This window comes from Streptomyces sp. RK62, from assembly GCF_018070255.1.
Classification (GTDB): domain Bacteria; phylum Actinomycetota; class Actinomycetes; order Streptomycetales; family Streptomycetaceae; genus Streptomyces; species Streptomyces nigra.
In genome coordinates this window covers 119,108-133,044 of sequence record NZ_JAGPYD010000011.1, presented here as the reverse complement: position 1 = coordinate 133,044, position 13,937 = coordinate 119,108, and the positions used below count along the sequence as shown (strand labels likewise).

The 13,937-nt window shown below is 72.9% G+C and carries 10 protein-coding genes and 1 pseudogene; 8 read left to right on the top strand and 3 right to left on the bottom strand.

Going from position 1 to position 13,937, the window contains the following annotated elements:
- Positions 1 to 9 precede the first annotated feature (9 nt).
- Positions 10 to 699, bottom strand: a complete 690-nt coding sequence (locus KBY32_RS22160) for a TetR/AcrR family transcriptional regulator (RefSeq protein WP_055623492.1) — start codon at positions 697 to 699, stop codon at positions 10 to 12.
- Between the two features lie 157 nt (positions 700 to 856).
- Here KBY32_RS22160 and KBY32_RS22155 point away from each other — a divergent pair, with 157 nt between their 5' ends.
- Complete coding sequence (locus KBY32_RS22155; RefSeq protein ID WP_210981324.1) at positions 857 to 3,121, top strand: MMPL family transporter; 2,265 nt, start codon at positions 857 to 859, stop codon at positions 3,119 to 3,121.
- A 49-nt stretch (positions 3,122 to 3,170) separates the two neighbouring features.
- Entirely contained in the window at positions 3,171 to 4,223 is a 1,053-nt protein-coding gene (locus tag KBY32_RS22150) for a zinc-dependent alcohol dehydrogenase family protein (protein WP_055623494.1), read from the top strand.
- 108 nt (positions 4,224 to 4,331) lie between these two features.
- On the opposite strand, the gene KBY32_RS22145 is transcribed toward KBY32_RS22150, so the two are convergent.
- A complete protein-coding gene (locus KBY32_RS22145) occupies positions 4,332 to 4,910 on the bottom strand; it encodes a GNAT family N-acetyltransferase (protein WP_210981323.1) in 579 nt (192 codons plus the stop codon).
- A 75-nt stretch (positions 4,911 to 4,985) separates the two neighbouring features.
- On the bottom strand, positions 4,986 to 5,186 hold the full coding sequence (locus tag KBY32_RS22140) for an AlpA family transcriptional regulator (protein WP_055623495.1): 201 nt from the start codon (positions 5,184 to 5,186) through the stop codon (positions 4,986 to 4,988).
- Between the two features lie 402 nt (positions 5,187 to 5,588).
- Between KBY32_RS22140 and iolC the strand changes: the two genes are divergently transcribed.
- The 6 genes and pseudogenes from iolC to KBY32_RS22115 all read left to right on the top strand — a co-directional run bounded on the left by iolC (position 5,589) and on the right by KBY32_RS22115 (position 13,814).
- A complete protein-coding gene (gene iolC, locus KBY32_RS22135; protein WP_210981322.1) occupies positions 5,589 to 6,539 on the top strand; it encodes a 5-dehydro-2-deoxygluconokinase in 951 nt (316 codons plus the stop codon).
- Positions 6,540 to 6,875: 336 nt separating this feature from the next.
- Positions 6,876 to 7,061, top strand: a pseudogene (locus KBY32_RS35490) (hypothetical protein); the annotation flags it as partial.
- 14 nt (positions 7,062 to 7,075) lie between these two features.
- Positions 7,076 to 8,578 (top strand): CoA-acylating methylmalonate-semialdehyde dehydrogenase, encoded by a 1,503-nt coding sequence (gene mmsA / locus KBY32_RS22130; protein ID WP_210981321.1) that lies wholly within the window; start codon positions 7,076 to 7,078, stop codon positions 8,576 to 8,578.
- Positions 8,579 to 8,776: 198 nt separating this feature from the next.
- Positions 8,777 to 10,168 (top strand): APC family permease, encoded by a 1,392-nt coding sequence (locus KBY32_RS22125; RefSeq protein WP_210981320.1) that lies wholly within the window; start codon positions 8,777 to 8,779, stop codon positions 10,166 to 10,168.
- A gap of 125 nt (positions 10,169 to 10,293) precedes the next feature.
- Positions 10,294 to 12,954, top strand: a complete 2,661-nt coding sequence (locus tag KBY32_RS22120) for an alpha/beta fold hydrolase (RefSeq protein WP_210981319.1) — start codon at positions 10,294 to 10,296, stop codon at positions 12,952 to 12,954.
- Positions 12,951 to 13,814, top strand: a complete 864-nt coding sequence (locus KBY32_RS22115) for an ABC transporter permease (RefSeq protein WP_055623500.1) — start codon at positions 12,951 to 12,953, stop codon at positions 13,812 to 13,814. Before KBY32_RS22120 ends, KBY32_RS22115 begins: the two co-directional genes overlap by 4 nt.
- Positions 13,815 to 13,937: the final 123 nt, after the last annotated feature.

Sequence of the window (13,937 nt, the reverse complement as noted above, 5' to 3'; positions counted from 1 at the left end):
TGCCGGGCCTCACGGGGTGGGTGCGGATCCCGTGGTGTCCGCGTGGCCCATCCGGTCGCCCACCAGCGGCGCGAGATAGCGGATCAGGACGTTCTTCAGCTCCCGCACATAGGCCTCGCGCTCGGCGCCCTCATGGGCGAGCACCAGCTCCAGGCCCGCCTTGTACAGGCCCAGGCACATCTGGGCGGTGCGGGTGAGGTCGGCCGGGGCGGCGTCGGGGAGCAGGGACGACAGCAGCGCCTCGATACGGCTCAGCAGGGTCGCGTGCAGGGCGTCGTGGTCCTCCGCGATCCGGCCGGGGACGTCGGGGCCGTGCATGAGGGTGAAGAACACCGGGTGGTCGCAGTTGAACGTGATGAACCGGTCGACGGCTGCGGTGACCGCCTCCTCCAGGGAGGTCGTGGGGTCCACCGGGGCCAGCGCCTCGCCGTACGTCTCGCGCATCTGCCGCATGAGACGCCCGCCGAGCTCGATGGCGATCGCCTCTTTGTTCGGGAAGAACTGGTACAGCGTGCCGGGCGAGACGCCGGCCTCACGGGCGATGGCGTTCGTGCTGGCGGCCGAGTAGCCGGTGGTCGTGAAGACGGCGGCCGCGGCCTCCAGCAGCTGGGCGATACGGCGCTCGCCGCGGGCCTGGCGGCGGCGCGGCTGCTCCTTCTCCTGGCCGTCCTGGCCGTCCTTCTCCCGGTTGGCGGACACGCGTATCCCCAGCTTTCCGAACGCGATTGACAAACACGAGTCACCGCTCGCATTCTTGAAACGCGAGCGATCGCTCGTGTTTGCCAGTCTATGGCAGTGACGCTTCCATGCTGCCCTCCTTGCGCACAGCCGGATCAGGGTGAAGGGGACCCGCACCATGAAAGACGCCGACAGCTCACCCCGCGTCGGAGGCTGGACCCGTTTCGTGACGGCACGCCCCCGGCTCTCCCTGCTCGTGGCCCTGGTGCTCACCGCGCTCGCCGTGCTGGCGGGCAGCGGGGTCGCCGACCGCCTGGGCAGCGGCGGCTGGGAGGACCCGGACGCCGAGTCCACCTACGCCACCCGGGCCCTGGAGCGGGCGTTCCCCGCCTCCCAGCCCAACCTGCTGCTCCTGGTGGACGCCGGCGAGGCCTCGGTGGACGACCCCGGTGTCGCCGCGGAGGCCGAGAAGCTCACCGCGCGCCTGGCCCGCGAGAAGGGCGTCGTCGGAGTCGGCTCCTACTGGCGGGCGGACGCCGCCTCGGCCCCCGCCCTGCGCGCCGAGGACGGGCACGAGGCGCTGATCGCCGCCCGTATCACAGGTGACGAGACACGGATGGGCGAGACGCTGGACCGCATCGCGCCGGAGCTGCGGGGCGCCCACGGCCCGGTGCAGGTGTCCGTTGGTGGCCCCGTCGCCGTACGGCACGAGATGCAGACGACCATCCAGGAGGACCTGATCCGGGCCGAGGTGATCGCCCTGCCGGTCACCCTGGTGCTGCTCGTCATGGTCTTCGGCAGCGCGGTGGCGGCCCTGCTGCCCCTCGGCATCGGCATCGTGGCGATCCTCGGCACCAACGCCGTGCTGCGCGGACTGACCGAGTTCACCGACGTGTCGGTCTTCGCCATGAACCTCACCACGGCCCTCGGCCTCGGTCTCGCCGTGGACTACGCCCTGTTCATCGTCCGCCGCTTCCGCGAGGAGCTGACGGCCGGAGCGGAGCCGCTGACCGCGGTCGGCACCACCCTGCGCACCGCAGGGCGCACGGTCCTGTTCTCGGCGCTCACCGTCGCCGTCTCCCTCGCGGCGATGCTGCTCTTCCCGCAGTACTTCCTGCGGTCCTTCGCCTATGCCGGTATCGCGGTCGTCCTGCTGGCGGCGGCGGCCGCGCTGATCCTGCTCCCCGCGGCCCTCATCCTGCTCGGGCACCGGGTCAATGCGCTCGACCTGCGCCGGCTGTTCCGGCGCGGACGGCAGCCCGAGGCCGCGGGGGCCGACGAGACCGCCGGGGGCCCCGCGCGGACCCAGGGCGGGGCATGGGCCGGCACCGCGCGGATCGTCATGCGCCGCGCCCCCTTCTTCGCCCTCGGCACCACCGCGGTGCTGGTCCTGCTGGGACTGCCCTTCCTGGGCGTGAAGTTCGGCACCGCCGACGACCGGCAGCTGCCGTCGAGCGCCGAGTCCCATGTCGTCCAGCAGCACATCCGGGACGGCTTCCCGGGCAGCCCCGGCGGCGGCCTGGAGGTGCTCGCCGAGGGGCGCGCCACCCCGGCCGAGTACACCGCGTACAAGGAGCGGATCTCCGCGCTGCCCCAGGTGCTCCGGGTCGACGGGCCCCTGGTGCGGGGCGAGTCGGCGTACTTCACCGTGCTCCCGAAGGGCGAGGCGGTGGACGACCCGGCCCAGGCCCTCGTGGACGAGCTGCGCGCCGCACCGGCGCCGTTCGACACCAAGGTGACCGGCGCCGCGGCGGTCCTCGTCGACTCCAAGGACGCCATAGCCGAGCGCCTGCCGGCGGCGGTCGCCTTCATCGCCGTCGTCACCCTGCTGCTGGTGTTCCTGCTGACCGGCAGCGTGCTGATCCCGCTCCAGGCCGTGGTGCTCAACGCGCTCAGTCTGACGGCGATGTTCGGCGCGGTGGTCTGGGTCTTCCAGGACGGGCATCTGTCCGGGCTGCTGGGCTTCACCAGCCCCGGCTCGATCGAGACGACCCTGCCGGTGCTGATGTTCTGTGTCGCCTTCGGACTCTCCATGGACTACGGCGTGTTCCTGCTGTCCCGCATCAAGGAGGAGTACGACGCGACGGGCGACCACGAGCAGGCGGTCCGGCACGGGCTGCAGCGCACCGGCGGACTGATCACCGCCGCCGCTGTGATCCTCGCCGTGGTGATGGTCGCCATCGGCACCTCCCGGGTGACCAACACCAAGATGCTGGGCCTCGGGATCGCGCTGGCCGTGCTGATGGACGCGATGATCGTCCGCAGTCTGCTCGTCCCGGCGGTCATGCGGCTCACGGGCCGGGCGACCTGGTGGGCGCCGGGACCGTTGCGGCGGTTCCACGAGCGCTTCGGCGTCAGCGAGTCCGACGGCGCACCCGCGGGCGCGGTGGTGGACGCCGGGAAGCCGGACCCGGACCGGGACAAGGTGACCGCACGCGGATAGCGTGACGCGGGCCGCCGGGGAGCGGGGGCCGAGGTCAGGAGGAGTCGGGATGCGCGCTGTGGTGTTCGAGCGGTTCGGTGAGCCGGCGCGGGTGCGGGACGTGCCCGACCCGGTTCCCGCGCCGCACGGCGTGACCGTACGGGTCGAGGCGACCGGCCTGTGCCGCAGCGACTGGCACGGCTGGCAGGGACACGACCCGGACATCGTGCTGCCGCATGTCCCGGGGCATGAACTGGCCGGGGTGGTCGAGGCCGTCGGCGACCGGGTCACCGGCTGGCGGCCCGGCGACCGGGTCACCGTGCCGTTCGTCTGCGCGTGCGGCGCCTGCGGGGCGTGTGCGGCGGGCGACCAGCAGGTGTGCGAGCGGCAGACGCAGCCCGGCTTCACCCACTGGGGCTCCTTCGCCCAGTACGTGGCCCTGGACCACGCCGATGTGAACCTCGTCGCGGTGCCCGAGGAGATGTCCTTCGCGACGGCGGCCTCCCTGGGCTGCCGGTTCGCCACCGCGTTCCGGGCGGTCGTGCAGCAGGGCCGGGTGGCGGCGGGGGAGTGGGTCGCCGTGCACGGCTGCGGCGGGGTCGGTCTGTCCGCCGTGATGATCGCGGCCGCGTCGGGCGCCCGGGTCGTCGCGGTCGACGTGTCACCGCAGGCCCTGGACCTCGCGCGGAAGTTCGGTGCGGCGGAGTGCCTGGACGCGTCCGTCGTACCCGACACCGCGGCGGCGGTCCGCGACCTCACCGGCGGCGGCGCGCACCTCTCCCTGGACGCCCTCGGATCGCCCGTCACCTGCGCCGCCTCCATCGGCGGTCTGCGCCGTCGCGGCCGGCATGTCCAGGTGGGCCTGCTGCCCTCGGAGTCCGGCACGACCCCGGTCCCCATGGCCCGCGCGATCGCCCTGGAGCTGGAGATCCTCGGCAGCCACGGCATGGCGGCCCACACCTACCCGCCGATGCTGGAGCTGGTGCGGGCCGGTGTGCTGCGGCCGGATCTGCTGGTGACGTCGTCGATACCGCTGGACGACGTGCCGGCCGCCCTGGAGGCGATGGGCTCGGCGCCGGGCGCCGGGGTGACGGTCATCGAGCCGTGGGGCCGGGACAGCTGACGTCCGCGGGGCCCGCGAAGCGAGTACGGTCCGCAAGCCGACCCACCCCACACGCCGGCAGCCGACCCACACGCCGGCTGCCGAGCCGCAAGCCCACGGGGCCACCCCCTAGGCGGGATCCAGGTGCGGGTGCCCCCGATGCCCCGCCCACTCCCGCTCGAGCATCGCCATCAGCACCCAGTCCCGCCAGACGCCGTCCCGGAGGTCGGCCTCACGTCGGACGCCCTCCCGGACGAAGCCGACCTTCTCGTACACGCGCAGGGCACGGGCGTTGTGGCCGTATGCCTCCAGCTGGATCCGGTGCAGGCCGAGCTGCTCGAAGCCGTACCCGACGATGAGCCGGGTGGCCTCGGTGCCGAGCCCCCGCCCGCGTCCCCGGGGTCCGATGAGCGTGCGGAACGTACAGCCGCGGGCGTGCGCGTCCCACTCGAACAGCACGACCTCGCCGACGAGTTCGCCGGTGGCCCGGTCGGTGACGGCGAGGTCGAGACGGTCGGTCTGCTCGGACCGTGAGCCGTACCAGGAGCGCAGCCGTTCCTCCGTCAGCTCGGCGGAGGGCTCGCCGGTGAAGCGGACGACGTCGGGGTCCTCGATGATCTCCGCCATGGCGGCGGCGTCGGCCTCGGTGAACGGCCGCAGCACGGTCCGTTCGCCGGTCAGTACGGGTTTGACGGAGAAATCGCTCATGAGGACGACTGTGCCCCACGGGCCACGTGGGGCACAGGTGGTTTTCCGGGTGGCCGTCCGTCCGCGAACCGGGGGTCAGTCCGGCCGCAGTCCCCGGTTGCGGGGCCGTGACGCCACCCAGGCGCGCACGGTGTCGGGGTGCCAGAAGGGCTTGCCGTTCTCGACATGGTCGGGTGGGGGCAGCAGTCCGTGTTTGCGGTAGGAGCGCACGGTGTCGGGCTGCACCTTGATGTGCGCCGCGATCTCCTTGTACGACCAGAGCCTTCGGTCGGTCATCGGTGGCACCTCCTCGCGCGCCCGGTGGCGACCGGGAGCGGTCGTCGGGGGGACCGGGCGCTGCTTCGGCGATCACAAGCCTGTGTCCGGTCAACGACGCAGCGTGATCGTGGGCAGGGCCTGTGCGCCGGGTGTGACGCAGGTCGCGCGGACCTGGGACACCCGTGACAGGGAGGTGGTCTTTGTGACGCGTGTGCAGCAAAGGCGCACGCGGGCGTATCGGCGCGGCAGGTTGACAGAGGGGTCGATCACCGGCGCGCGGCCAACGCCTCCCCACAACACCCTCGTTCGAATGTCTGGACAAAACATTGACATGCTCCCCGGGGCGGGCTACAAAGCCGTGGAGGGCCGCGCCTCGCCGCCGGCTCCGGGGACTCGTGACGAGGGAGACCGAGGGCACCGATGGCGTACGACGTGATCACCATGGGCCGGATCGGGGTGGACCTCTACCCGCTGCAGACGGGGGTCCCGCTGTCCCAGGTCACGTCCTTCGGCAAGTTCCTCGGCGGCTCGGCGGCCAATGTGGCAGTCGCCGCGGCCCGTCTCGGGCGCCGGACCGCCGTGATCACCCGCACCGGCGACGACCCCTTCGGCACCTATCTCCACGAGGCCCTCCAGGGCTTCGGCGTCGACGACCGCTGGGTCACCCCGGTCCCCGGACTGCCCACCCCGGTCACCTTCTGCGAGGTCTTCCCGCCGGACGACTTCCCGCTGTACTTCTACCGCCGGCCCAAGGCCCCCGACCTGGAGATCGACGCGCACGAGCTCGACCTCGACGCCATCCGAGACGCCCGCGTCTTCTGGGTCACCGGCACCGGCCTCAGCGAGGAGCCGAGCCGTACGGCGACGCTCGCGGCCCTCGCCCACCGCGCGAAGTCCGGCGTCACGGTCTTCGACCTCGACTGGCGCCCCATGTTCTGGCAGGACCCCGACGAGGCCCGCCCCTTCTACGCCGAGGCGCTGAAGCAGACCACCATCGCCGTCGGGAACCTCGACGAGGTGGAGGTGGCGACCGGCGTCCGCGAACCCCACGCCGCCGCACGGGCGTTGCTGGACGCCGGGGTCGAACTGGCCGTCGTCAAACAGGGCCCCAGGGGCGTCCTCGCCGTCGACCGGGACGGGGGCGTGGCCGAGGTGCCGCCGCTGCCCGTCACGGTCCTCAACGGCCTCGGCGCTGGCGACGCCTTCGGCGGTTCCCTCTGCCACGGCCTGCTCGAGGGCTGGGACCTGGAGACGGTCATGCGGCGCGCCAACGCGGCCGGCGCCATCGTCGCCTCCCGCTTGGAGTGCTCCTCCGCGATGCCGACACCCGGCGAGATCGAGGCCGCGCTCGCCGCGGGGGCGGTCCGGTGAGCGTCGACGTCGCGAAGCTGGTCCGGCTGCGCGCCCGGCACCCGGCCGACGGCGATGTGGCCGCCGCCGTGGACACCGCGGTGGGACTGCTGTGAGCCCGCCATGACGACGTGCCGGACGCCCCGCCCCGCGCCTCCGCGGACCACGGCCCCCGTCCGGCCCGGCACGACACCGCCGGCCCGCCCAGCGCGGCCCCGGCGACCCGAACGCCTCCGGCGCGGGAGGCCGCTTTGCTTTGGCAGGAGCGAAGAGCGAGCGATGACTCCCCGCCCGCTACGGCCCCGCGCCGGAGGTCCCCGCACAGCCCGGTCGTCCCGCACCATGGGTCTGTGCCAGGTGCTCGCCGCCGACACTCCCACATGTGTCTACGACGGGACCGAAACGGCCGACACTGTGTCGGGCCCGTCGCCCGCGCCGGCCTGGTGGGATGTACCTGTGGCCGAGACCGCGACCGGAGCGTCGGCGGTCAGGGCCCGAGAGCTGTACGAACGGCACGTGTCCTCCCGACGCCGCCATCTGTGAAGGAGTAACCGGGCATGACGAAGATCGTCAACCACTGGATCGGCGGGAAGACCGCCGAAGGCGCGTCGGGCAATTACGGGCCGGTCACCGACCCGGCCACCGGCGCGGTCACCACGAAGGTCGCCTTCGCCTCGGTCGAGGAGGTGGACACGGCGGTCGCGGCCGCCAAGGAGGCCTTCCTGACCTGGGGGCAGTCCTCCCTCGCGCAGCGCACCTCGATCCTGTTCGCGTTCCGCGCGCTGCTGGACGCCAACCGTGACGCGATCGCCGAGCTGATCACCGCCGAGCACGGCAAGGTGCACTCCGACGCCCTCGGCGAGGTGGCGCGCGGCCTGGAGATCGTGGACCTCGCGTGCGGCATCACCGTGCAGCTGAAGGGCGAGCTGTCCACGCAGGTCGCCAGCCGCGTCGACGTGTCGTCGATCCGGCAGCCGCTGGGCGTCGTCGCCGGCATCACGCCGTTCAACTTCCCGGCGATGGTCCCGATGTGGATGTTCCCGATCGCCATCGCCTGCGGCAACACCTTCGTGCTCAAGCCGTCCGAGAAGGACCCCTCGGCGTCCATCAAGATCGCCGAGCTGCTCGCCGAGGCCGGTCTGCCCGACGGCGTCTTCAACGTCGTCCACGGTGACAAGGTGGCCGTCGACCGCCTCCTGGAGCACCCGGACGTCAAGGCCGTCTCCTTCGTCGGCTCCACTCCGATCGCCCGCTACATCCACACCACCGCCTCCGCCAACGGCAAGCGGGTGCAGGCGCTGGGCGGCGCCAAGAACCACATGCTGGTCCTCCCGGACGCCGACCTGGACGCGGCGGCGGACGCGGCCGTGAGCGCCGCCTACGGCTCCGCGGGCGAGCGCTGCATGGCGATCTCCGCGGTGGTCGCCGTCGGCGCGATCGGCGACGAGCTGGTGGACAAGATCCGTGAGCGCGCCGAGAAGATCAAGATCGGCCCCGGCGACGACCCGGCCTCCGAGATGGGCCCGCTCATCACCGCCGTGCACCGCGACAAGGTGGCCTCCTATGTGAAGGGCGCCGCCGACGAGGGCTGCGAGGTCGTCCTCGACGGCACCGGCTACACCGTCGACGGGTACGAGGACGGGCACTGGATCGGCATCTCGCTGCTCGACAAGGTGCCCACGTCCGCGAAGGCGTACCAGGACGAGATCTTCGGCCCCGTCCTGTGCGTGCTGCGCGCCGAGACGTACGAGGAGGCCCTGGCCCTCGTCAACGCCTCGCCGTTCGGCAACGGCACCGCGATCTTCACCCGGGACGGCGGCGCCGCCCGCCGCTTCCAGCTGGAGGTCGAGGCCGGCATGGTCGGCGTCAACGTCCCGATCCCGGTCCCGGTCGGCTACCACTCCTTCGGTGGCTGGAAGGACAGCCTCTTCGGCGACCACCACATCTACGGCAACGACGGCACGCACTTCTACACCCGCGGCAAGGTCGTCACCACCCGCTGGCCCGACCCGGCCGACGCCCCCACCGGTGTCGACCTGGGCTTCCCGCGCAACCACTGACACTCGCCGGAAGGGGCCGTCCGCATCGCGGACGGCCCCTTTTTTCGCGCGCGTCCACTGCGGTTCCCGCAGCTGCGAAATCCTCACGGGCGTGGGCCTTGACGCGACGTTAACGCGCGAAATCAAGATCGCGGACAACGAATTCCGTAGGGAAACACCCATTGACGTGACGGTTTCCGTCGATGTTGCATCCCCCTCGTGACCGACACCCTCACCCCCGCCGAGGCCCCCGCCGTAGAGACGTCGGACAGCCCCCGGCAGCTCAAGCGCTCCATCGGCGTGGTCGGGCTGCTCACGCTCTCCTGCGTGACGCCCGCCTCCACGCTCTTCGTGGTCGTCCCCGACCTGTTCGGCTCGCTCGGCACCGCCACGGCCCTGACGATCGCCATCGGCTCCCTGCTCTGCGTCGCCGTCGCCTTCTGCTACTCGGAGCTCGGCACCCTCGTCCCGAGCGCCGGCGGCGAGTACGCGATGGTGTCCACGCTCGCCGGACGGCTCGCGGGCTGGCTGGTGTTCGTGCTGTCCCTGCTGGTCGTCATGGTCGTACCGCCGGTGATCGCGATGGGCACCGCCGACTACCTCGCCCCGATCGTCCACCTCGACCCCGCCCTCGCCGGCGCCGGCGTCATGCTGCTCGCCACCCTCGCCGGCCTGCTCGACCTGCGCGCCAACGCCTGGATCACCGGGATCTTCCTGGTCCTGGAGGTCATCGCGGCGGCCGTCGTGGCCGTCCTGGGCTTCGCCCACGCCGAGCGCGGCCCCGCGAGCCTGGTCTCCCTGGAGGTGGCCGGCGCCGACGGCCGTACCGACACGGTGACGGCGCTGCTGGTCGTCTCCGGACTCGCCGTCGCGCTGTTCATCACCCAGGGCTTCTCGACCGCCGTCTACCTCTCCGAGGAGCTGGAGAACCCGCGCCGCAACGTCGCCCGCACGGTCCTGGCCACCCTCGCCCTCTCCACCGTCATCATCCTGGTGCCGGTCGTCGCCCTCACCCTGGGCGCCTCGGACGTCGCCGAACTGACCGGCGGCGACCTCTCCGCCATGGTCACCGCCTGGTCGAACTCGGCCGTCGGCACCTTCGTCAGCCTCTGCGTGGCCCTCGCCATCGTCAACGCGGGCATCGTCATGGTCATCCAGAACTCCCGCGTCCTGTTCGCCTCGGCCCGCGACAAGGCGTGGCCCCGGCCGGTCAACGGCGTCCTCTCCCGGCTCGGCCGCTTCGGCTCCCCGTGGGTCGCCACCCTCGCCGTCGGCGTGCCCGGCGCCGCCCTGTGCTTCGTCGACCTGGACACCCTGTACGGCGTCACGGGCGTCTCCGTCACCGGCATGTATCTGCTCGTCGCGGTCGCCGCCCTGCTCGCCCGGCGCGGCTCCCACCGCCACACCTCGGCCTGGCGGATGCCGCTGTGGCCCGCGGTGCCGGTCCTGCTGATCGTCGTCCTCGGCTACATCCTCACCCGGCAGGAACCCGAGCATCTGCTGTGGACCGGCGGCATCACCGCCGTAGCCACCCTCTACTGGGCCCTGTATCTGCGCCCGCGCCGCGCCACCCGCTGGCTGGTGACCCTGCCGGAGGACGCCCGGGACTGACCGTCCCGCCCGCCCGCGTACCGCGCCTGGTGTACGCGGGCGGCACGGCGTACCTCCAGAGGAGGTGACGGAGTTCGGTCCCCGGTCGACAACGGACCGACAGCTTCGACCCGTACCGTTGACGCATGGATCTTCGACTGCCCGGACGGGCCGCACTGCGCGCGCTGCGCGGGCCGCGACGGCTGACGGCCGCCGCGGCCGCCGTCGTGGTGCTGGCCGGCGCCGGGACCTGGACCGCGGCCGCCTCCGGCGACGACGCCCCGAAGGTGCGGCGCGCCGACCGGGTCATGGCGATGGACGGCGGAGTGCGCGTCGACACCTCGTTCTTCACCACGCCGGGCGGCGGGCGACGCCCCGCGGTCCTCCTGGGGCACGGCTTCGGCGGCAGCAAGGACGACGTACGGCGGCAGGCCGAGGACCTCGCGCGGGACGGGTACGCCGTCCTCACCTGGTCCGCACGCGGCTTCGGCAGGTCGACCGGCGCGATCGGCCTCAACGACCCCAAGGGCGAGGTCGCCGACGTCTCCCGGCTGCTGGACTGGCTCGCCCGGCAGCCCCAGGTCCAGCTCGACAAGCCCGGCGACCCGCGCGCCGGCATGGCGGGCGGCTCCTACGGCGGCGCCATCGCGCTGCTGGCCGCCGGACACGACGCCCGCGTCGACGCCATCGCCCCGGCCATCACCTACTGGAACCTCGCGGACGCCCTCTTCCCGAACGGCGTCTTCAAGAAGCTGTGGGCCGGCATCTTCGTCAACTCCGGCGGCGGCTGCGCGAAGTTCGAGCCGGCGCTGTGCGCGATGTACGAGCGGGTCGCCGAGTCCGGTGTCCCCGATGCCGAGGCCCGCGCCCTGCTGGAGAAACGCTCCCCGTCCGCCGTCGGCGACCGGATCAAGGTGCCCACCCTGCTGTTCCAGGGCCAGTCCGACTCCCTCTTCCCGCTCGGCCAGGCCGACGAGGCGGCCCGCGCGATCCGCGCCAACGGCGCGCCCGTGGACGTCGACTGGATCGCCGGCGGACACGACGGCGGCGACATGGAGACGTCCCGTCTGCAGGCGCGCACCACCGCCTGGTTCGACCGGTACCTCAAGGGCGACAAGGGCGCCGACACCGGCCCCGCCTTCCGCGTCACCCGCACCGGGGGCATCGACACCACCGACGGCGAGGCCCAGCTGCGCGGCGCGAGCGCCGACACGTACCCCGGACTCGGCAGCGGCATACGCCGGGTGCCGCTCACCGGCGGCGAGCAGTCCGTCGCCAACCCGGCGGGCGCCAGCCCGCCCGCCGTGTCCGCGCTGCCCGGCCTCGGCGGCTCCGGCGGCCTCGCCCAGCTGTCCTCGCTCGGCGTCGGCGTCTCGCTGGACTTCCCCGGCCAGTTCGCCCGCTTCGAGTCCGCGCCCGTCGCCGACAACCTGCACATCACCGGCTCCCCGACGGCCACCGTGCACGTCCGCTCCAGCGGCGAGGACGCCGTCCTGTTCGCCAAGGTCTACGACGTCGGCCCCGGCGGCCGGCAGCAGGTCCTGCCCTCCCAGCTGGTCACCCCGCTGCGGGTGACGGACGCCAAGTCCGGCAAGGACGTGCGGATCACCCTCCCGGCCATCGACCACGACATCGAGAAGGGCCACCGGCTGCGTCTGGTGCTCTCCTCCACGGACCTCGGCTACGCCTCCCCGGCCGCCCCGGCGACGTACACCGTCTCCCTGAAGAGCGCGCTGTCCGTGCCGACCGCCCCCGGTGTCAGCAGCGCCGCCGCCCCCCTGCCGTCCTGGGTGTGGTGGCTGCCCGCCACCGGCGCGGCCGTCGCCCTGGCCCTGCTGCTGACGGCCCGCCGCCGCACCGTCGCCCCCGCGCCCGACCCTGCACTGGCCGAGGTCCCGCTGGAGATCACCGGCCTGAGCAAGCGGTACGCCCGCGCCCAGGACCGGTACGCGGTGCGCGAGTTGTCGTTCCGGGTCGAGAAGGGCCAGGTGCTCGGCCTCCTCGGCCCCAACGGCGCCGGCAAGACGACGACCCTGCGCATGCTGATGGGCCTGATCAGGCCCGACGCCGGGGAGATCCGCGTCTTCGGGCACGCCATCCGCCCCGGCGCCCCGGTCCTGTCCCGGGTCGGCGCCTTCGTGGAGGGCGCCGGCTTCCTGCCGCACCTGTCCGGCCGGGAGAACCTGGAGCTGTACTGGAAGGCGACCGGCCGCCCGCCGGAGGACGCCCACCTGGACGAGGCCCTGGAGATCGCCGGTCTCGGCGACGCCCTGGCCCGCGCGGTGCGCACCTACTCCCAGGGGATGCGCCAGCGCCTCGCCATCGCCCAGGCCATGCTCGGCCTGCCGGACCTGCTCATCCTCGACGAGCCGACCAACGGCCTCGACCCGCCGCAGATCCGCGAGATGCGCGAGGTGATGATCCGGTACGCGGCCGCGGGGCGCACGGTGATCGTCTCCAGCCATCTCCTCGCGGAGGTCGAGCAGTCCTGCACCCATCTGGTGGTCATGGACCGCGGCCGGCTGGTGCAGGCCGGCCCGGTCGCCGAGATCATCGGCTCCGGTGACACCCTCCTGGTCGGCACGGCCACGGTCCCGGACGGACCCGTCGTCGAGAAGGTCGCCGCGCTGCCCGGGGTGGTCTCGGCCGTCCCCACCGACGACGGGCTGCTGGTGCGGCTCGACGCCGACGGCAGCGCCGAGCACCTGGTCGCCGAACTCGTCCGGCTGGAGGTGCCCGTCCGCTCGGTCGGCCCGCACCGCCGGCTGGAGGACGCCTTCCTCACCCTGATCGGAGGTTCCGCATGAGCACGCTCACCGAGCGCACCGAGGTCGCCTCCGGCTACCGGGCGGGCCGCACCCTGCCCGTGCGGGTCGAACTGCTCCGCCAGCTCAAGCGGCGCCGGACGCTGGTCATGTTCGGCATCCTCGCCGTGCTGCCGTTCGTGCTGGTCGCCGCCTTCGCGATCGGCGGCGAGCCGGACGGCCGCGGCGACCGCATCACCCTGATGGACACGGCCACCGCGTCCGGCGCCAACTTCGCCGCCGTGAACCTCTTCGTGTCGGCGGGCTTCCTGCTGGTCATCCCGGTCGCCCTGTTCTGCGGGGACACCGTCGCCTCGGAGGCGGGCTGGTCCTCGCTGCGCTATCTCCTCGCCGCCCCCGTGCCGAGGGTCCGGCTGCTGTGGTCCAAGCTCGTCGTCGGCCTCGGGCTCAGCCTGGCCGCGATGGTGCTGCTGCCGGTGGTCGCCCTGGCCGTCGGCACGGCCGCGTACGGCTGGGGGCCGCTGCAGATCCCCACCGGGGGTTCGCTCGGCACGGGCACGGCGGCCCAGCGCCTGCTGATCGTCGTCGCGTACGTCTTCGTGTCCCAACTGGTCACCGCGGGACTGGCGTTCTGGCTGTCGACCCGGACGGACGCCCCGCTGGGCGCGGTCGGCGGCGCGGTCGGCCTGACCATCGTCGGCAACGTCCTGGACGCCGTCACCGCCCTCGGCGACTGGCGCCACTTCCTGCCCGCGCACTGGCAGTTCGCCTGGGCGGACGCCGTCCAGCCCCGCCCCGAGTGGTCCGGCATGATCCAGGGCGCCGCGGTCTCCGTGACGTACGCGCTGGTCCTGTTCGCGCTGGCCTTCCGGGGTTTCACCCGCAAGGACATCGTGTCGTAGGTCAACGGAGGGTCACCCACCGGTCTCGGTGGGGGCCCGTCGTGCCCGCTTCGAGACCCATCCGCAACACTCCGTCACGCACGTTCCGGCCCCCTGGCCCGTCACAGTCACAGAAGTCGACGT

Coding starts and splice junctions, on each gene's coding strand:
- KBY32_RS22115 (WP_055623500.1), top strand. CDS start 12,951: ATGAGCACGCTCACCGAGCGCACCGAGGTCGCCTCCGGCTACCGGGCG.
- KBY32_RS22140 (WP_055623495.1), bottom strand. CDS start 5,186: ATGACCGACCGAAGGCTCTGGTCGTACAAGGAGATCGCGGCGCACATC.
- KBY32_RS22145 (WP_210981323.1), bottom strand. CDS start 4,910: ATGAGCGATTTCTCCGTCAAACCCGTACTGACCGGCGAACGGACCGTG.
- iolC (WP_210981322.1), top strand. CDS start 5,589: ATGGCGTACGACGTGATCACCATGGGCCGGATCGGGGTGGACCTCTAC.
- KBY32_RS22155 (WP_210981324.1), top strand. CDS start 857: ATGAAAGACGCCGACAGCTCACCCCGCGTCGGAGGCTGGACCCGTTTC.
- KBY32_RS22150 (WP_055623494.1), top strand. CDS start 3,171: ATGCGCGCTGTGGTGTTCGAGCGGTTCGGTGAGCCGGCGCGGGTGCGG.
- mmsA (WP_210981321.1), top strand. CDS start 7,076: ATGACGAAGATCGTCAACCACTGGATCGGCGGGAAGACCGCCGAAGGC.
- KBY32_RS22120 (WP_210981319.1), top strand. CDS start 10,294: ATGGATCTTCGACTGCCCGGACGGGCCGCACTGCGCGCGCTGCGCGGG.